Genomic DNA, 21,123 nt, shown 5'->3' on the forward strand with positions numbered 1-21,123 from the left:
TACGAATACTTAAAGGTAGCCAAAAGTGAGATTATTTCACCTGAAAGCTACCTTTAGGTTTAGTTCAACACAGCCTTCAAACTCTTGCCCTACTTCCACCTTTTTATTATCAATTGTTAGCCTGTTAAATTTAGGCATTGGAATGATTTCATTTCTTTTAAACTTGCTTGGATTGAAAAAATTAATACCTGCTGCCCCTCCAAAAAACAGAGTGCCATCAGGAGCTTTCCATTTTGCATTTTTTCTAAATTTTCCTTTTAACACACCATCGTATGTAGTATAGTTAACAAAGCTTTCTTTATTTATATCAAACTTTGAAATCCCCTTATTTGTAGCAATCCATAAATGACCTAAACTATCTTCCATAATCGCATTGACTTCATTATCCGAAAGCCCTTCATTTTCTGTATAGCTATCAAAATAATAATCACCAATGTCTCCATTCTTATCAGCATACTCCTTTAACACATTTATTCCTCCCGATGAAGTTCCAAACCACATGCGATTTCTTGAATCTTCGAAAGCAACAAACACCTCATCACTACTTAACGTTGTTGGGTTGGCTGCATTATGATGAAACCTGATAAAGTTCTTAGATTCCCCTTGTTCCTGGAGTAATGCCAAACCTCTTGTATACATTCCTATCCAAATTCTACTTTTACTATCCTGAAAAACTGTAAAAATATCCTTAAGATCTTCACGTTTTCCATTATGGATGGAATATGTAAAATTTTCAAAAGCACTCCCTACATTCTCTATTTCTTTTAATAAAGAAAGTCCTTTGTTAGTACCGAACCACATACGTTCTTGGTTATCCTCAAGAATCGCATTTATAGCATTACCTGAAATAGTAGACTGCTGCTCTCTTTTATTTGAATAATGATGCAGATTCTTTGATCCTTTCTCTAACATATACAGGCCATCTGCTGCTGTTCCTATCCATACTCTTCTTTTGGAATCTTGATAAATGTTTGTTATGTATTTATTCTTTAATACATCAAAGCCTTTTAATCGCAACTCAATTGGATTGATATAAGACTCCCTGTAACCATCTGTAAACACCACTTCATCTACGCCTTCTCGGGTTCCTATCCATAAAGTATCCTCGGTAATCCCACATATGGTCTGAACAAAACTATTTCTTAAACTATTATCATTTCCAGGCACATGTAACAGGCTACTAAACCTGTCTCTTGTAAAATCATAATAATCCAACCCCTCTTGGGTTCCTACCCATATTATATTCTCATTATCAATAAAAACGTCATAAACATCATTACTGCTCAACGAATTTTTCCTTTCTGGATTCGCTACAATGGTATTAAAACTTCCCAAATCCCTTCTATAAACCAACAAACCATCACCATAGCTACCAAAAAACAACACGCCTTCATTGTTCTGCACAATGGCATTTAATGCTCTAGCCTCGTACATGGGAATAAATCTATCCCGTTCGGACTGATACATAAAAAGTTTGTTCCCTATTGTTACCCAAATCTCCCCATAACCATTAGTTACAATCTGATCGAGATTATGACCATTAAACCCTCCTAAATCGTAACTTTTTACAATAGAATCTGTTTGTTTGTTATATTTTAACAGTCCCTTATCTGTACCAATCCAATAATTACCATCCAGCCCTTTTGATACGCATACTATTTTATAAGGTTCCAAACACGTCCTAACCGATAAAGTTTTAATATCTACCAAATAATTCTTAACACCTGTACAAACCCACATGCTAAGACCATCGTTATATAACTGCAAAACTTCGTTCTTGATAAATGAGGATGCTTCAGACATTGTGACAACCTCTAACGAGCATGTATTGATTATGCTCAAGCCATTAGTAGTTCCAACCCATAACTTATCCTTGGATGTACTCAAAGCATATATTTTATCACCTACTATTGTAGTGCTATCCTTAGGGGTATGCTTAAAAACTTCGAATCGGTATCCATCAAATCTATTCAGGCCATTTTGTGTTCCAAACCACAAATACCCCTCAGTATCCTTTACAATTTTGCGGACTTCATTATGAGACAAACCGTCTACAGTAGTAATATGTCTAAATTTATAATCTTGGGAAGATAAAATGAAAGAAGTGCATAAATAACCAAAAATTAAGATTATTTGTTTTTTAAACATTTAAACAGTCTTTTTGACTAAAATACAATTTCTTTCAAAAATTTACGTGAATCAAAAATAGATTTTACAGATCACTACAGACTACTCCCTTATAACTACAAATGTGTTACAGGAATTGTCTTTATTAATGAACTCTTCTTGACTTATCCTAATCCCTAAACATTTGGTGTTTAATTTTCAAATTGAACTGTTATAATGTCCGTACCGTTTACAAACGTGTTTGGTTTTAATTCCAGAACTATCATTGAATCATTGTAAATAACATTAGCCTTAACATTTGATGCATTTACTTTTTTAACCACTTCTTTTTTGTTTTTTGGGACAGCTATAAAAATCCGCATCGTTTCTTCCCGTACCAGCTTCACTTCAAAAGAAAGTGTCCGGTTATCATTGTCCCAAGTCACATCATCCAATTCCATCATGCCACACATAATATGTCTGTTGGTCCCAATTATTTGTGGGTGACTCTTTACTTTATGAAAAGCAAATACATTGGCTTCTTTAGGTTGAAAATTAACACTAAAAGAAGCATCCCCTTTATAAATCCCTAAATAGGTTTGGTTCCAGAAATCAAAAACATGGTAAATTGAAGATTCCTCCAGACCCAAAGCACCAGTTTCAACCTGGTTTCCTGACAGGGGAGCAATTAAATGCTTTGACTTTTCAACATCGTTATTTACAAATAAAACCTGTTTCCAGTCTTTATCAACATCATATGCATATACCTCTGGATGCTTTTTCCCCATGAACATATCAATTGGCCTAAAGGACTGTCCATTGGGCAGTACAGGATATATCCTGGAAAGATCGTATTGCATGTCTGGTGTCATACTGCCAAAGCTTGTTCCTAATTCCAATCTTCCTGATAAAAGCCCCACCAAACTTAAAAATGCCCTTCTTTCTATACTAGACAATTCCTCCCCTTTAAAATAAAAGCTTTTCCCATCTGGATAATACCTAAACGCCTTTCCTTGTTTAAACCAGCGCAGGCCTATTCTCGATGCCATCTCTGGCTCAAAATGGCTAGCATCCCACCAAACGCGTTGCAAATCAACGATACCAACTGTGCAATCTAATAATGGCGTATTTGTTTCCCCAAGGTTCCTTTCATGAATAAAAGCATCTGACCCCATGCCTTCCCTACACAATTCATATATTTTCCGATAGGCCGATGTCGTTGTATAGGATTTATCATCAAAACCACCATCTCTTTCCCAACCTGTTTCAGGATAATCAAATTTTATTCCCATAACACCATCATTAGCCAATTTCTTCCACATTTTGAGCAAATAATTTTGAAATGCTGTATTTGTATAATCGTAACGTACCAAAGGTCTGTGATGTGGATGATCTACATGTAACAGCGAAATGTCATTATTTATCATCCAATCTGGATGTTCTTTAGCAAAATCGTTACTCGGCAAAGAGACCTGAAAATAGGTAAACACCCCGCCTCCAAATTCTTTTACAGCTTTAGAAAACTTCTTAAACGTTTCATATGGTTTGCTTAGCGCATTGTATTTGGACCAGTAAGCATCATCCCACCAACCTTGCTGCGTATTTCCTTGGTTTCCATAACAATAATAATCTGGTTCCAATCGCACTGTAACTGGAGTATATTTAAGGATTCCTGACGTTTTGGCTTTACGCATCTGTTCTACCAATGCGGCAGAATGGTTAATGTTTTTACCTTCCCCCAAGTTTTTAGTTGAGACTATCCAGCCACAAAGCGTAGGGAAATTATAAGCCTTCGGAGCCGCCTTATTAGCCAGAGCCAGATTGGCTCCATATGTTTCCAGTGATTCAAATGGGCTCTGAGTGACAAAATCCAGATAGTATGTATCTTTCGACTCCCAAGTTTCCCCTGGTAATACTTCTTTTCCTTGGGGATCCCAAATTGAAAGCGTTAAGTAAGGTTCGTTTCCTGAATAATTCTTCTTTCCTAAACCCAAGTTTTCTCTTATTTCTCCTCTATGGGTCTCAAATGACTTTGCAAATTCATCATATTTTAAACCTCCCCCAACAAGTGTTCTTCTTTCATTTTTCCTCGAGGCATCTTTATAGGTCACCATTGCCCCATTATATGCATCAACTTGCCAAGTATCTTCAACAAAATTTGCCTGAGCTCCAGCTCCACTCCTTAAAACTTTAGGCATATTTAAAATCTGATTATCAAATAGGCTCCCTTGTTGAAGTATTTCTGCATTCCTTACCCGAATCCTATATTCAAAAGGGTTTTTTACTCCCCATCCAAAAACAACAAATTTTTTATTTCTATAAACCGTTAAATCCAAAAACCGTTCAGGATCATAGCTTTCTTCAGGCAAATACCAGACTCTTATTTTTTTACCAATCCCTAAATTATCCTCAATTATTCCCATAGATTCTGCTCTATATTGATGTTTTGGATTTCTCCAAGGAACTTCTCCTGCATCTAAACGGAACCAAGCATCTTTTATCATGGCTTGGTTTATTTTTTTATCTATACAGCTGTACTGTCCTGTGGTCAAATCAAATTTTACATCCAAATAATCATTCCCAATTATTGCATAATCACCATTAACTTCAATATGCACATCTTGTGAAAGGACAGTTGTTATTTTAAATGAAACAACAAGAACTAATAAATATTTAAAATAATACATTGGCATTTCCTTATTTTATTTTTAGTGTGTAGGCATAATTTCCCGGTCTTCGTTTTGGTAATTTAACAACCAACCCCTTTGGAGTTTGCTTCCACGACAATTTTCCATCGTATCCCAATAAGCCTACGCTTTCTATTTTTTGACTATAAAGCACGGAACCCTTTGCTACGGATTCAACAATTACCTTTCCAGAATCTGGCCATCCCATAAAAATTGCATACAGTACATCTCCTTTTGTAGTAAACCTAATATCTTTACTGGTATAAGGCTCTTTATTCTGTTTAAAATGTCCTGTTTCTACCTTTGTCCTTCCTTCTCCAAACTGAATCCAAGGTCGTGTTTCATAAATAGCTTCTCCATTAATCTTAAGCCATTCTCCTATATTTTCCAGAGTTCTCTTTTCATGATCGGGCAAAACCCCATCGGCTGTCAACCCTACATTGAGTAAATAGTTTCCATTTTTACTTACTACATCACACATATTATGGATAACTATCGTGTCACTAATTTCAGAATAACCACTACCATTCCAAAACCAGGTACCGGAAAGAGAAGTATCTGTTTGCCAAGGATACTCCAAAATCTTATCCGCACCTCCCTTTTCGATATCCAAAACTACAGGTTTGGTATCTGGAACCGATCCAGGACCCCATTCTTTTATAGCAATGATAGCCTCATTGGTTCCTTTATTTCTTTTTCTATTTTCATTGTAATAATGTGCTGCAAAGCTTAAACCATAGTTTTTAGTCCACTCTCTAGCTTCTGAGCATGCTTTCCCACTGCATACCATTGGAAGTGGCCCGTCAAAATAAATGAGATCTGGCTGGTACTTATCTGTAAGGTCTATCGTTCTTTTATACCAAGTATCGCAATAATCTTTGTCTGGAGCTTCATCTTCTTTGTGGGGCCGTGTATACAAATCTGCGGGATCGCACCCTTCCCACCATGTCCCCTTGCCATCATCAAGTGTTAAATTACCATCGTAGGGCATGCCCTTATACGCTCCTTCTGTATCATGACCATGACTTGGATTTAACCAAGACCAAGCCCTATCGGAATGTGATGAGACCCCAAAGCGCAAACCATATTTTCCTGCTGCTTTTTTCCATTCACCAATAACATCGCGTTTGGGTCCCATGTTTACTGAATTCCATGGCTGAAACGAGGAGTCGTACAAATCAAAATTATCGTGATGAACTGCTACAGGCACTATGTATTTAGCTCCGATATCCTTGTAAAAAGCAACCAAAGCTTCAGGATTCCAATTTTCGGCTTTCCATTTAGGTATCAAATCCTTGTACCCAAACTCAGAAGGATGCCCATAGTTTTTAAGATGATCGTAATAATCATTTCCCCATTCACCACCTGTTTTCATGTACATGTGCCTGCCATACCAACCGTCATTTTCTTTAACAACGCTCATAACCCCCCAGTGCATGAAGATACCAAATTTAGCATCTTTAAACCATTCCGGACATGAATGTTGATGTAACGATTCCCAACTCGATTCATAGTTACTTTCTTCCTGACCCCAAACTTTCCCATTTAAAAGCATCAATATGATTGTATAAAATGCTAATTGACTTTGTTTCAATCTACTTAATAAGTGTTTAGCTGCTTTCATTAATTTTTTTCTTTAATTTCCCATATCTTAATAAACATCACTCCAATCTTAAAGAGCGTTTATATCAATGTCAACAAACATAAAACTGAAAACACATTAAATCGTCCCACATCATAACACTGGGACTAATTTTTATAAAAAAAGAAGTCCCAATGCTAATTAGGACTTCTCAATAGTCACTATTAATGAGGGTTAAACCAATTCTAATTACCCTCATTATCCTTGCGACAACACTATTTATCTAAAAAATCACAAAGGTTTTCAAAAAAATATCTGAATACTATTTTAATCCCCTTAGGAATGTTAAGTAAAAGCTCATATCTTTTCAACAAGTGAATATCACTTCCATACTACGGCTTTCTTCATATTATTTTGTCACCCTCTTATTGGTCAACACCAGTTATTCAATCTGTTCTGCTAACCCAATGAGCAAGCCTTCTATGGACTTTCTCTTGATATTCATTTATCGTTTAACCCTTTGCCTTTAAAGATATTATCCTCATATTTCTCAATCCTAGATATTTTGGTCTTGGATTGTTTGGCTCCAGAAAAATACAGAAGATAGCCCCTTTTCCTACCTGGTGTTAAAGCTTCAAAGGCTGTTTTAAAATCAGGATCTTCTTGAAACTTCAATAACAATTCTTCAGGCATATCAAATTCTGAAGTCGTTTTCATTTTTACCTCCAATCCCTTTTTTTCTAGCACTATCGCTTCAAAAATATAGGCTTTAATGATTATTTCCTGTGCTATAATTTCTTCTTTACTAGTAAAACGAATTTGTCGGGCAGCCTGAACATTTTTAGTTTGTTGTACCAGTATATTCTCTGTATCACTTAAAAGAGCTCCTTTATGGAAAAGTAGCGCACAATAGTCTTTAAAGTCATGGATAAGCACAATATTCTTTCCTTGATAGGTATAGCAAGGGTGCATCCACTTAAAATCTTCGGTCAGGCCACAATCCAAACAGATTTTTCGCAAAAAGGCCATTTCTTCTTTCCACCTTTTGGCTCTATCCAAGAACCTTTCTATAACTTTTGGATTCATATTTTTAGTTTTTTACAATGCATATTTTTATATGTTGCCCGTAACTGTCTGGTTAAATCTTAACTATTACTGCTTAAAAGCCATAGCTTTCCTCTATCCTTTTATCTCCTAACTTATTACTTTGTTACTTGTAAAACCTTAACCTCAAAAGGTTTTAAGATGATTTTTTTTGACTTTTTGAATTTATTATTAGTAATTATATCATTTTTATCCCAAACGTTACTTATTTCGAAAAGCATCGAAGCCTCATGAGCAGGTAATTCTAAATCTTTTACCAAATCCAGATTGTATTCTAAGTTTTTATCGCTTGGGTTACGAAGTGTTACAATCCCCTTGTCCTGACCCCACGAAGCAAACCCATATATTTCTAGATTAATTGGACTGCCACCTATCCAATGGGTATCCTTCAATACATCTTCATTGGCCTCTGCCCATTTGGCTGCATCTGCCACAACCTTCCAAAATTCTGGTTTCATTCTATCATGGCTTATATACAGCTCTTGTAAATTAGATCCCGTACCGAAAAAAGAATAGACCATTGCTTTAAAATCATCAAGGTTGTCGTTTACGAAATGCGAAGGATGCCCTAGGTTGGCGTATGCTATCCCTACCGTCATTATAGAATTTAACGGGTATAATGGTGCCCGGTTTACAATGTTATTATGCAAAGTACCATCTCTATAAGTAATCATTTTTTGGGTACTACTTCCTACTCCCGCATTATGCAAGTCACCAGACCCTCTCCATGTACAATCTGTATGGAGTAACCAAAATGGAGATGGCCATGAGCCTACGGTAATATTGATAAAAAGTTCTGAATCTAACTGCCGTAATGCCTTGGTCAACCGCACTCCTGCTTCCATATCGGGTAAGTATTTAGGATTAGAACCACCAAAACCATCAAATTTAAAATATTTCACACCGTAGTTTGTTACCATGTCGGCTGCCCTTTCATAAAAACGTCTGTAATAGTTGGTTCCAGCCAAACTTAAACCTTTATCATTAACTTCAAGTCCTTCTTTTTTAGCCGATTTAACTCGTATTTCTTTATTTTGTAAATATCCTCCAAAAGGAGACATCCACACCCCGATACCAGAATTGTATTTTTTGCAAAGCTCAGCTTCTTTCTTAAATCCGTCTGGAAATTTTACCGGATCAAAATACCACAATTTGTTTAGGTCATCCCAACCATCGTCAAAAACAAAAGCATCGAGGTTTACATTAAAAGGTTCTATAAACTTTCGATTCCATGCATGCATTCTCTCAATCAACTGTTGCGATGTAAAACTAGATGCTCCATCATTAGTAATATCCCACCAACAGTTATAGTGCAAAAACTGTTTGTAGGGTTTAGCCCTTTCTCGCTCCATATAGTTCAAAAACGCTCTACGCATATAGCCAGATTGAGCTACTCCAATTACCGCCCATTCCGATATGGTTTTGCCCAACTTTAAAGTATCCTCTCTGTTTACATAAAAATTCAAGAGGTCTTTGTTCTTTTTATAAATATGCAAAGTTCCTGAAGCCTTATCTCGATTAACCACATCTACATTCAAGGTGTACCTTGATATGGAATCATAATCTTCAAGATGCAAATGATATAGATTACTGCCTTTATATCCGTTAAGAACATGTTTATCCATGGCAATTTCCCTGTTATCCTCCAATAATGAAATAGCTGTCACATTAAAATTATCGCTCCCACCACCATGTTCAATCGTAACGACATATTCTCCAGAACCATTTATCATTTCAGAAACATCCTGATTATCTTCAATAACAGACCTCAATGTTCTTAAAGCTAAAGCTTTGCTATGGGCAATTGGGTGTTCCATCCCAAAGAAGAAATTCCTATATACAATAGGGCTTCCTAAAACCGATCCTGAATAATTAGCCCCCAATAATTCGCCATCAAAGAAGGTGACCTTGGTAACCTCTATAGGATGCTTTAAAGTGGTTATCTGAATATTCTGCCTTATATAATTTGCGCCTTCCCGCAATTGGGCTAACCACTTAACGACTACATTTCCATCCTTGGAAACAAAATCCCCCGATATCTCCTTACCCTTAAACCGTAACGCTTTTGTCGGCAAGCTGTCGGTAGCATTCAATGTAACCTCCTTTATCTTTCCTCTAAGAATAAAATCTCGATTATCCCTTATTTTTCCATCGGCGGTCTCTACAATAAAAAGTTTTATATTCTCAAAATCGATTTTGGTACCGTCATATCCATTAACAACTTCCTTTAAGACGATAGTTCCTTTTTTTAGTTGCCATGAGAACTTTACCACCTCATTTTCGAGGACCATGGCTCTGCTATTAATTTGTGCCACAATATTTCCCTTATAGTCCCATTGAGAAATATTCTTATCATTTTCTACCTGTTTACAACAAAAAAGCAAACAGCAAAATATACTTAATATAATATTCTGTATTTTCATGTATTTATTCTTTAACTCCTAACATCATAATTATTTTCTCATTTTTTCTCTGCGACATAACCGATAATTCTTCAGCGACTCCATTTACCAAGGCAGCTTGTAGCACCAGTCCATGAGGTCCATGTAGTTTAAAATCTACGTTCCATTCTTTTGGCCATGCCGGAAACATATATACTTTATCATCTACATATTGCACCAACATATCCTGAAGTGCTATCATGCCCGATCCACCCCAATTGTGGTCTGGAACCCAATCATGTCCTGGTCCCCAAAAAGCTGGAAAACGTCTTCCGGAATCACTCAATTTTAATTCTGTAAACTTTCTAGCCTCTTCGGTAAGTCCCATTCTTGCGCAAAATATAGGATCTTGATGCCAACTTATATAATTTTTCCGATCATCCAACAGACCGCTCTTCCATGTATTCAATGGAATATCAAGACGTGGTCTTCCTACACCATACATCCCATAGGGAAAAACAGGATATAGCTCAGGAATATCGGAATTGATGCGCTTAGGCAGGTTCTTTGCAGCTACTAAAATGGTATCTCCCTTGTAAAGTTCAAAGTTAAATTCGGGAATGTGCCTTGCCTGAGTTTTCCAAAATTGTTTTTTATGCCCTGACATAAGGCTATCAGGAAGCCGTTGGATTGCAGAGATTACCGCGGCGAGTGCCGCACTTACATCTGTAGGGTTTTTCACCTCTTTAAAAGTCTCACAAGCTGTTGAAGGATAGATCACCAATTTTCCGTTATCATCATAAAACCTCCCACTTCTTTGCCTTTGGCGATATTTATAGTGTTCGAAAAAAAAGGTTAATGCGCTTTCAACAAAAGGCAAGTAACAACTAATATCCTTACCTGAATACTTGTAGTATTCCAGAATCAAATAGGCAAACTCCAGCTGATTAGTGTAATGTAGCTTTACCCAAGGATTATATAACGTACCCGGTTCTGTTTCTATAGGTCGGGTTCTAGGTCCGCTGTCAAATCCCCAAGTAGCTGCTGCAGGCAACCCAAATGTCTCTGGATGCTCCGTAAAGCTACAGCCCTTATGCCCCCAATACACCTTGGTTCTTAACTCCGTATTTTTCAAGCTCCTAGAATAAAAATCAAACTGAGATGGCATCATATCAAAATCGCCCGATTTAAGCATAGGCCAATATACCAGTCGCTGGTTTTGCGCTGTGTGGCTTCCCCCTCCCCAACTACGATAGTCCGGGGTACCATGAAGGGATGTGTTACCCTGCTTTGTAAACACGGGATCATAGGTAAAAAGCCCTCCATTAAACTTGGTAGGATAATCTCCATAGGCATTACACCCCAACATATACCTAAAGAGTTGGTAGTTACGCCCAACCTGCCAACCAGAATCCGAAGGATCATTCTTATCGACGTTTATAAATATATGGCTACGGGTCCAGAAGCGATGCCACCATTGCTTTGTTTTTTTCCAGGTTTCATTTATTTTAACTGAAAACAGTTGCTCCTTCCATTCTTCCGTTGAAGGCGTTTGTGCGGTATGCAAGACCACTTGTAGATGATGTTGTTTTCTTGCTTTTTCTGATTGTAGCGACCAGCATTTAAATGGGGAGCTAACATATTGGCCCTTTCCTGTTTTTCCGACTGCCATGCCATTACCCATCAAGGCTCCCCCAAAGGTCAAGTTTTTTTGAGGATTCCAGAGCTCTTCCTTAACCTCAGTAAGCCCTTGCTGTTCCACACAAAAATCGAAAAGCAGTTTATCTGAACGGTTGCGATGATACCACAACACATTATTTTTATGGTACATCACTGAATCTGAATAAGTTATCACATCACCCTCATATCCACTATAACTGAAACAAGCACTGCGTTCATTCATAGGCAACAAGCGATCTTTGGAACGCCAGTTTTCATAAAAAGCAGTTATTTTTATTTTCTTACTACTATTTACCTCAACGTTTACAACGGGGTTAAAAACATCAATCCAAAGAGCTACCTGTACAGAATCAATTTTCTTTTTAGCTACAATTTCTACGTAACCATCGTATAATTTTAATTCTTGCTTAAATTGCCAATTGGGGTCTTTAAAAATGTTAGGTTCCATCCTAACACGAACTCTTCCTAACTTCAAGAACTGATTGTTTTCATCAAAAGTCCCCGTACGTGATATATAAAAAAGCAAATCTCCATTTTCTACCCAAACATTGCAACCTATATCTCCTCCTCCTAAGGGCATAGATTCACTACTGTTTTGGCTTTGAGACGTCCATTTTATATTATACTTTTTAAGTTGTACTTTTAATCTACTATTATCTTGTGCTGTACCTTTAACAACACCGCTCAATAACATGAAAACTCCTAAAAGCAATCTATTTATCATACAACCCTATTTTATCGAAAGGAATCCTTTTAAAATCAGGTAATCTTTTAAATACTTCGGAGGCAGTCTTTAAAGTGAAGTCTTGTTTATCCCAATCCCGGAATGTTGGATCTCCCTTTATCTCTTGATTATTGGTTTTAAAATCTAACCATTCCAAATTTCCATCTATAAGGTTTTTAACATTAATGAACACATTATTCTCCACAATATTTCCCGTTGGCAAATCGGCCTTTTCTAAATAAGTCTTTAACTTTGGATAACTAACGCTATATGGAGGATTTGAATAATTAACTTCTTGTAATCGTTTCTCAAATAGCCCATCCTTTTCTAAAACAGCTTTAGACCAATTTTGAAGCCTATTATCGACATGAATCCCTATTTTATTATCGATAAATATGTTATTTTGAAACACATTATCTGATCCTCCTCCCAATAAAATATTCCTTTTTCCTGCTCTGTAAAATACATTTCCAAAAACAGTTAATCCACAAGCACCGTCATCATGATAAACCGCACAAGTACTAAACCGATCAGGTATGTTTTCAAAATAATTATAACGAACTATTGTTCCTCTTTCGGACGGATCGCGACCGTAATAAAACGCCCCTTGATCTTCAGCCTCTAGGACTACATCATGAATATAATTATATTCTATTATATGATCGTTACCGTACATATATATAGCCATACTAGGTGTATTATAAATCTCGCAGTGCCTTATTTGATTTCCAACTCCGGTTAAGTGTATAGCTGGTCTATACGATTTTTCAATACGATTGACATCGTGAAACAGACAATTTTCAACTATATTATTTCCTTTTTCAAGAGTTAATCGGTTTCCTCCTCCCAAAGACACTCCACCTGCACCCAATTGATAAAACTTACAGTCTTTAATAATGTTATTTTTACCGCCTTCTCTATTGAAGGTGGTATGAGCATAAAAATGTTGCTGTAAGCTTCCAATAATACCAGACTTAGGAGTTCCTGTTCCTTCATGTCTATATTCAGTGAATGGCTCAATACCTTTACCCACTGCCACTCCCAAACTACCTAAATTTTTAAATTCACATTGAGACACTGCTACTCCTTCAGTATTATCCATGACTATTCCAAGTCCGCGGGCGCATTCAAAATTAATTCCTTGTATAGTAATATTTTTGGCTCCTTGAATTAAAAAAAACGGATCTTCCAGTATTGAAAATTCAAGTGTTTGGATATTTGTGTCCATAGGAATAAAATATAATTCTCCCTTATCCTGATCAACATAATATTCTCCGGGGGCATCCAATTCTGCCAGTATATTTACTCCATACCAATTACGCCATTCCTTTCCATCACCAAATCCATATAAAGTTGCTGAAGCAGTCTTAATAGTTTTATTAATGGTATCTATATTAGAAATTTTGATCATGTCATCTGCATATCCCCACATAAAGTATCCGGACATCCAAATATTTTTCTCCCTTGCCCATTTATTTATTCTAAGCGAATCGTATTTTATAATACCCCCTCTATTAGAAAAATCATCATATCTAGGTATCGATCCCTTATCTAAAACTTTACCCATTGGAACCATACCTTTGTTAGGCCATCTCGCCAGATGCATTGGCATTTTGTTAATGAATACTTCTCCCCATGAAGCACCAAAGGGACGGGCAAAACCAACACTCCTTAACATTCCAAAATCAGTAATTCCTTGTGCTTTTAAGTCGACAAATAAGACAGAGGTATTTGTATTTCTTTTAATGCTCCCTATGTTTATGGAAACTCCTCCATTAAAAACTACATTTTCTCCCTTATAAGGTTTTATTGTTACATTGGATAGCTCCTTACCTAATTTTAAAGTTTTCTTAATATTATAGGTTCCCTCCCTCAAAAAAATTGTTACCGGTTCACCATCCCCTTTTTCTCTTTCGAGAACTATGATATCCAGTGCTTTATCAATAGTCGCTAAGGGGCTTTCGATACTTGTCCCTGTATTGGTGTTGTCACCCTTAGGGGTAACATAATACGTTCTAGATGTTTGACACGACAACAATAAAATTACACCCAACAAATAAAAGTTTCTAATAATTCTATCTAACATAACTTCTTGTTTATTTTACGAAATAATATGACAAAATAACATTTAATTAATTAAAACTATTTATGCAACAATGCTTGCACAAACTCATTCGCCACTGGATTGGTTTTTAATCGGTTATTTATATCTAATTGGCAGATGATCAAATTGCCATTACCCAAGGTTAATTCTGCTGCTGCAGAGGCTATACCAGAATCTTTTACCCAATTAGTATTCCCTGTAGAAAGTATGGGGCTCCATTTTTCAGCTAAAATAATCTTGTCTAAAAAAGGACTAATATAATCTTTGCTCTCATCGTACCACATTCTAAAATCAAAAGGTTTAGTTTCTTTGGTAAACCGATGGCCTGTCTGTGGGGACGCAAAAAAATAACTCCCCATAGAAGTATTTATAACTTCTACATTGGTATCACCAATATCATGTTTTCCCACAGGCAAATTATAAATAATTATTCTTTTTCCTTGTTTGGCTGCCGTTTCTAAATGGTCTTTGTTTTTGAAATACTCATTATAATCCGCAATCCATATAACATCTGCTTCATCCCAATTATTTGTGATTTGCATATTAGCTTGCCCTTTAATATAATCTGCAATGTTCTTCTCGTTATTTCCCAATACAGCCAATTTAAGATCTGTATTTGTCCTAAGCCTAGGAAACACATCTATATCGAATGTGGTTTGATCCACGGATTCTCCTTTTTCATTAAAAATAGCTGCTCTAAGTACGAAAACGGAACGTTTCACTACCTCTGGCACATTAAACGAAATATACCCTTGAAATTCTGAACTATTTGAAGGCACTTTAGCCTTAGTAGAACCGGAATATATAACCCTTCCCCTTTTCTCTAACTGATATTTTACATTATAGTCTAATGGATTTATGTTTAAATCATTACAAACCCAGGTTTCTATATTTATTTGTTCTCCTTCATAAAAGTGTTTTCTGTCACTACGTAAGGATACAATAATTGGTTTTAAAGCCTCTTTATAGGCAAAGAATCCCTTTTTTGGATTACGATCCACATCCATGATGGTTTTCATCCAACCAGCCGGCCAGGCATCTATAAACAAGTGCATAGCAAAAGACACCATCCTACTGTCTCTCCTAAAGGCTTCGGTTACTGTTTGCAATGCCCATTCCTGATGGTCTTGGCTTGCTTTCACCCAATCCTTAAGGTTGTATTGCGTATTATACCACATGTAGTGAAACTTGTGGGTTTGGGCTGCATAAATACGGTTTGCCGTCCAACTTTTTTCGTCTTCCGCATTCTTTGGCAACCATTCCTTTGGATAGTATTTGTACATGGTTTCAACTGGATCTAGCGCCTCGGCACCAAACTCGCCACAAGCATAATTCCAATCAGGCTTTACCCACTGCCAATATCCTTTATACAACTTACCAATGCCCAAACCTTGGCCATTATACCATGTGTTATAACAGTGATTGTCCGGTAAGCCCGGTGTTGGCGGGTCGTAATCCCCATCTCCTTTTTTTATAACTCTATCAGGATTCTCTTTAAATACTGCTTCATCCATGGCCTTAAATAAGGAAAAGTACTGCTCTGGCTTGGCCATATTTCGATGTGGATGCCCTTCTCCATTTGGAAAGCGTTCATTAATATAGGTAGAAAGAATACAACTTGGATGATTACGAATGAGACGCTCCATTTCTGCCACCTGGCGTACACACTCTTCCCACTTATTATAGCGTATCCCTCCAAATGTTGGAAAATCGGTTTGTATCATCAACCCAAGTTTATCGGCATACTCATATATTTCAGGTTGTACGGGACGCTGTGTAAGACGTAAAAAGTTCATATTACAGGCCTTTGCCAGTAATATATCTTGAATAAGCTGTTCCCAATCCTTTTTGTATACATCTTGTTGCAAAAACCCCATAGTATTAGCTCCACGCAATCGGATCTTTTCATTATTGAAATACAGGTTCCCTTTGGGAATCGATAAAGTATCCATCTTAAAAGAACGCATTCCAAAACTTTGCTTTCGCGTATCTTTTACATAATTATTTTCATCTAAAACTTTAACTTGCAACTGATATAACCATGGTGTTTTGTTGCTCCACGATCTAAAATCCGGAATCTTAAATTTATAACTGAAATAATTAACTCCATAGCCTAACTTTATTTTGCTTTTTTCCCAATCAGTTGGCTTTTTAAGATCTCCAATACCCGGTACGTGTAATGCAGAAGGTTCTATTATAGAATCTTTTATTATGGTTTGTTCAAAATTTTGTCCAAAGACAGATATATTAAATTTTACAGGTTTATGGTCTTCTCCATAATTATTAACTTCCAATCTAACTTCTATTGCTTCCTGATCATAGAGCGGACGAACAAAAACATCATTTAAATGAATTGGATCTCGTGACTCTATATAACAATCCTGATAAATTCCCATACCTGCTGCACATTGATGCCCTCCGTCATAGAAATTATCATATCCGATACCGGTTACCCCATAAATTTTATCTCCAAACACCCTTGGTTTTCCTGCAGCAACAAAGCCTGTAGTAGTATAATCATTTTCGACTTTAACCAGGATAGTATTCTTCCCTGATTTAGCATAGGGGGTTATATTGAATTCAAACGGGGCAAAAAAGCCTTCATGAGACCCTACGAAATTACCATTAAAAAAAACATGAGCTTTATAATCCACCCCTTTAAAATGTATAAATAGTGCCTTTCCGTCCAATATATTTTCGGGCACGGTAATTTCTTTATAGTAATAGCTAACATTTCTACCGTAAGGGGCATCGAAATGGGGGATATTAACTAATTTCCATTCTCCTTTGCCTTGAAGTGTATTGACAAAATTATTTTGATCATCCGGTGTTTCCAAGCGCCATTGAAAATCCCTTAAATCTATGCGATATCTGGCTGTTTCAAGTTTAGGAGCTTTATTTACCATAAACGGCAAATAAGCTTTTTTTAAGGCTTCAACCTCCTTATAAAGTTCTGCTTTTGTAGCAATTTCGTGTACTTCTTTAAACGCCCTTAGCTTCCCTTCTTCCATATAAAGATAATTTTCAGGCAGTTCATTAGGGAGCTTCTCTTCCAGCAATTTATACCGCTCATTTTGCGCTTTATTTCCTATTTCAGCAAAAAAATCTTTATTCTGGGCAAAAATTAAAGAATGATTTGGTAAGCCAACATTAGCTAAAAAAATGGCTATCAAGAAGATTTTACAATACTTAAGCATCACTTTATCAATTTAGGTCTTTTTTAATAAAAGCAAATAGTGCCACTGACCATATCCAATGGCACTATTGCAAAAACTAATTAACTAACAATACTACTTTGAACGTAGTTCTTTTAAATTATTATTCCATTAACAATTCTTGGATTTCTTCTTCTTCAAGGGCATAGTTAAAAATGGCACTATTAGCTATTTTGCCCTCAAAAGGTATTCCATATGCTCCGGTTCCATCTTGCGCAATTCGGAGAGGATTCCCACTATTTGTATTTCCAACATTAGACATATCTGCACTCGCTACAAGCACACCATCCTGATACATACGCATATCTTCATCTCTATCCAATATAACCGTAAGCATATGCCAGTTGCCATCGTTAAAAGGTATCCCACTAGTTGAGGAATCGGCCTTATTTCCTTCTCCATCTGACACTGCCACACGCCAATTATTTCCACGAAAAGCTATAGATAACCCCTTATTTCCAGAGCTGGCCCAATTTTGATCGCCTATCATAATGGGATCGCTTGTTGATGAAGTGGTATTCACCCAAAAATTAACTGAATAGTCTCCTTCATATCTAAAATCCAAATCACTGCCATTATCTATAGTCACATAATTAGACCCATCAAATGCATAAGTATAGCGCCCTTCTTCTATATTAAATACGGCATCTCCTTCATTAGTTATTCCAAGGTTATGGACCGCACCATTTGATGTTCTAAGAGTAACTCCAGACGGAATTGAAACTTGCTCTACCTCCTCAGGACTAAGTACATAATCGTATACAAATAAATTACCTATTTGCCCTTCAAACCAAATACCATAATTTCCCGTACCATCTTGCCCTAGTCGTATTGGGAGCCCACTATCAATAGTTACACCTGCTAAAGGAGAAATATCGGTATTCCCTTGGGCAACCCCATCCTGATATATTGTAACATCACCATTACGGTCAATCGTAGCCATTAAGAAATGCCAATTACCATCATTAATGACGCCACCATTCAAATCTATACGAGAACCGGCACCTGCATAATTGAACTTCCAGTTGCCACCAGTAAATGCAAAAACAAAACCATCATTACCTCCACTACCCCAATTCTTATCGCTAACCATTGCAGGATCACTAACTGTTGATGTTGTATTTACCCAAAAACCTATAGAATGGCTACCCGTATGAATGAAGTCCAAATCTGATGTATTCTCTAATGTAACGCGACTATCGGTGCCATTAAAAAGCAGAGCACTACCAACCAGTCCATTCTTCTCTGTAGATACGACCTCATCTTCTGTAACCAAGCCTATTGTACTTCCCCCTTGCTTTTTAAGAAAAGCCACAAAGCTGGTTGCCGTTGCCATTCTATCCTCAGCACGTTGGATATCGAACGAAATACTTCCTACGGAAGGCTCATCAAATCCCAACCTGTTTTGATCGTTATAAACGATCTCAAAATCAAGTGTAATTGTTTCTCCTATTTCTAATCCAAGTTCTGAGACTTCAGATTTGAATTTTTCAGATATCCATTCGTCACCATATGCCTTAAAGGACGTTAAAGTTTTATTTATTGATGGATTACTAGGTGAACTTACAAAAATCTTTAAAGGTCTTGCCTGAGCCACTACTTGTAAATTAATACCTTCTCCAAGGCCATATTTTTCCATTTTTAAGGGATCGTATGTTAACTCATTTAATTCCTCAGTAGTATAGTCTTCACCACTTATGGGATTGGTATGGTAGATATAAACCCCTTCCTTACCTAAAAGTCTGGTATCTTCTTGATAACTATCGTCATCATTACAACTTATTATCATTATCATCAGTGATAACAAGAAAGTCAATTTATTAAATATTGTTTTTTTCATATGTTTCGTAATAATAAATTAAGGAACTTATATTCTTTAAAATAGATTTAACATGCTCTTAATAGCCAGGATTTTGCTCAATAACAGCTTCTGTATTCCTATCAATAACTGTTTGAGGTATTGGAAATAAATCATTACGAGCAGTTATTGACAAAGCTGCTGGAGGGTATCCGTACTGTTGTGTCCTTTGTACTCTTAAGCCCAGGCGCCCTAATGTAAGCTGCCTAAACTCTTCACCGAACAATTCTCTTGCTCTTTCATCCAAAATATAATCCAGCGTAACATCTGCCGCCCCTATGAGTGGCGCTTGAGCCCTTGCCCTTACAATATTAATATCATCCGCTGCTTTTTGCAATTCTCCTTTCCCCAAATAGGCTTCTGCTCTTAACAAATACGTTTCAGACAAACGCATCACATAAAAATCTCTAATGTAAAAACCAGGACGTCCATTATCTAAATGCTTGTCTGTTCCAAATTTGGCCCAGGCGGGGTAAATATATTGTAGGGTATCTTCCCTTGCCGTTAAAAAAGATTTGGGAATGACATCTCCTTTCGAATAAGGAGGTACGTCATCGGCAAAATAGAACTTACGTTTTATATTAATTTCTTTATTTCGAATGTCATTACCAGAATTCTTCCAAATTGTATAGTTGCTATAATCTGTTGGTCTTACAAATGACACGCCTCTACCTGTACTATCTACAGCTACTCCATTATAACCGGCCTTTGCAAATAACCAATGTCTTGGCCACATCGTCCTTTCAATTAATGTTCTACTATAGCGGGGTACCCCTCCAGGCGTATTAAATTCGTATTGAGTTGTCCAAATAGACTCGGTATTACCTGTATCGTAATTTTGGTTACCCATTCTAAATAAATCCCAGTAAACATCCTTTCCTTTATCAGTTTCATTCATACGAGAACCAAAACGGGCATTCATTAACTTATAATTTCCATCTGTTCCATTGATTACTCTACTAGCCGCAGCAATTGCACCGTCATAATCATTCAAGCTTATATTTATCTCTGAAAGCAAATGGTCTGCAGCAGCTCTAACCACTCTACCTGGTTGACTTGCTGTAATAGGTAGGTGACTAGAAGCAAATTCCAAATCTTCCTTTGCAAATTGATTACACGCTTCTTTAGTCGCCCTTACAAAATCCAATTTGGCTGAAGTAATAGATTCTTTAACTAGAGGAACACCTCCAAAAATGTTGACCAAATTTCTATAAGCAAACGCTCTAAAGAACCTGGCTTCAGCTACAATAGCATTTTTTTCTTCATCACTATTCCATTTTACTTCTTCATTTTTAGCATTGTCAATGACATTATTGGCTAGATTAATGATTTTATATTGTCTATCATACCACTGTCCAGAGTACCAATGAAATTCATTCACCAGTGTCCAATCATTATATATTCTTGAATCATCCATGGGCCAAAAACAAACATCCGTTCCCAAACCTAACATCCACGTATCAACATCGCCATCACTCGAATTAAAAAACTCTTGCATTTGATCATGCATCCCAGCGATAGCCAGTTCAAACTGAGCTTTATTTAAATAGGCATTCTCAGTTGTTAAAAAATCACTTGGATTTTCTTCCAAAAACTTGTCTTCAGATTCGCAACTAGTTAGTATAAATAAGCTAGCGGCTATCATTACTATTGACTTAAAATATCTCATATTATTAAATTCT

The 21,123-nt window shown here is 36.6% G+C and carries 10 protein-coding genes; all 10 read right to left on the bottom strand.

Annotated features, from left to right (window positions below; translation table 11 throughout):
* Positions 1–36: 36 nt before the first annotated feature.
* Complete coding sequence (locus ABD792_RS01205) at positions 37–2,148, bottom strand: ligand-binding sensor domain-containing protein (RefSeq protein WP_345003882.1); 2,112 nt, start codon at positions 2,146–2,148, stop codon at positions 37–39.
* Between the two features lie 170 nt (positions 2,149–2,318).
* Positions 2,319–4,793, bottom strand: a complete 2,475-nt coding sequence (locus ABD792_RS01210; protein WP_345003883.1) for an alpha-amylase family protein — start codon at positions 4,791–4,793, stop codon at positions 2,319–2,321.
* 10 nt (positions 4,794–4,803) lie between these two features.
* Positions 4,804–6,417 carry an alpha-L-fucosidase gene (locus tag ABD792_RS01215; RefSeq protein ID WP_345003885.1) on the bottom strand — a complete coding sequence of 538 codons (1,614 nt, stop codon included), beginning with the start codon at positions 6,415–6,417 and terminating at the stop codon, positions 4,804–4,806.
* A 459-nt stretch (positions 6,418–6,876) separates the two neighbouring features.
* A complete protein-coding gene (locus tag ABD792_RS01220; RefSeq protein ID WP_345003886.1) occupies positions 6,877–7,461 on the bottom strand; it encodes a YdeI/OmpD-associated family protein in 585 nt (194 codons plus the stop codon).
* A 116-nt stretch (positions 7,462–7,577) separates the two neighbouring features.
* On the bottom strand, positions 7,578–9,902 hold the full coding sequence (locus ABD792_RS01225) for an alpha-amylase family protein (protein WP_345003887.1): 2,325 nt from the start codon (positions 9,900–9,902) through the stop codon (positions 7,578–7,580).
* 4 nt (positions 9,903–9,906) lie between these two features.
* Positions 9,907–12,264 carry a DUF5703 domain-containing protein gene (locus ABD792_RS01230; protein WP_345003888.1) on the bottom strand — a complete coding sequence of 786 codons (2,358 nt, stop codon included), beginning with the start codon at positions 12,262–12,264 and terminating at the stop codon, positions 9,907–9,909.
* Positions 12,254–14,350, bottom strand: a complete 2,097-nt coding sequence (locus ABD792_RS01235; protein ID WP_345003889.1) for a right-handed parallel beta-helix repeat-containing protein — start codon at positions 14,348–14,350, stop codon at positions 12,254–12,256. Before ABD792_RS01235 ends, ABD792_RS01230 begins: the two co-directional genes overlap by 11 nt.
* A gap of 56 nt (positions 14,351–14,406) precedes the next feature.
* The gene (locus ABD792_RS01240; RefSeq protein ID WP_345003891.1) at positions 14,407–17,565 is read right to left on the bottom strand and encodes a glycoside hydrolase family 2 protein; all 3,159 of its coding nucleotides are present in this window, start codon (positions 17,563–17,565) and stop codon (positions 14,407–14,409) included.
* Between the two features lie 121 nt (positions 17,566–17,686).
* Positions 17,687–19,372 (bottom strand): LamG domain-containing protein, encoded by a 1,686-nt coding sequence (locus tag ABD792_RS01245; protein ID WP_345003892.1) that lies wholly within the window; start codon positions 19,370–19,372, stop codon positions 17,687–17,689.
* 109 nt (positions 19,373–19,481) lie between these two features.
* Positions 19,482–21,110: a RagB/SusD family nutrient uptake outer membrane protein gene (locus ABD792_RS01250; protein WP_345003893.1), complete on the bottom strand. Its 1,629-nt coding sequence runs from the start codon at positions 21,108–21,110 to the stop codon at positions 19,482–19,484.
* Positions 21,111–21,123: the final 13 nt, after the last annotated feature.

The sequence above is a fragment of the Snuella lapsa genome (genome assembly GCF_039539345.1).
In the GTDB taxonomy this organism is placed as follows: Bacteria; Bacteroidota; Bacteroidia; order Flavobacteriales; family Flavobacteriaceae; genus Snuella; species Snuella lapsa.

What these genes read in the sequence shown, in the direction of transcription:
- ABD792_RS01205 (WP_345003882.1), bottom strand. Translation starts at nt 2,148, where the DNA reads ATGTTTAAAAAACAAATAATCTTAATTTTTGGTTATTTATGCACTTCT.
- ABD792_RS01210 (WP_345003883.1), bottom strand. Translation starts at nt 4,793, where the DNA reads ATGTATTATTTTAAATATTTATTAGTTCTTGTTGTTTCATTTAAAATA.
- ABD792_RS01215 (WP_345003885.1), bottom strand. Translation starts at nt 6,417, where the DNA reads ATGAAAGCAGCTAAACACTTATTAAGTAGATTGAAACAAAGTCAATTA.
- ABD792_RS01220 (WP_345003886.1), bottom strand. Translation starts at nt 7,461, where the DNA reads ATGAATCCAAAAGTTATAGAAAGGTTCTTGGATAGAGCCAAAAGGTGG.
- ABD792_RS01225 (WP_345003887.1), bottom strand. Translation starts at nt 9,902, where the DNA reads ATGAAAATACAGAATATTATATTAAGTATATTTTGCTGTTTGCTTTTT.
- ABD792_RS01230 (WP_345003888.1), bottom strand. Translation starts at nt 12,264, where the DNA reads ATGATAAATAGATTGCTTTTAGGAGTTTTCATGTTATTGAGCGGTGTT.
- ABD792_RS01235 (WP_345003889.1), bottom strand. Translation starts at nt 14,350, where the DNA reads ATGTTAGATAGAATTATTAGAAACTTTTATTTGTTGGGTGTAATTTTA.
- ABD792_RS01240 (WP_345003891.1), bottom strand. Translation starts at nt 17,565, where the DNA reads ATGCTTAAGTATTGTAAAATCTTCTTGATAGCCATTTTTTTAGCTAAT.
- ABD792_RS01245 (WP_345003892.1), bottom strand. Translation starts at nt 19,372, where the DNA reads ATGATAATAAGTTGTAATGATGACGATAGTTATCAAGAAGATACCAGA.
- ABD792_RS01250 (WP_345003893.1), bottom strand. Translation starts at nt 21,110, where the DNA reads ATGAGATATTTTAAGTCAATAGTAATGATAGCCGCTAGCTTATTTATA.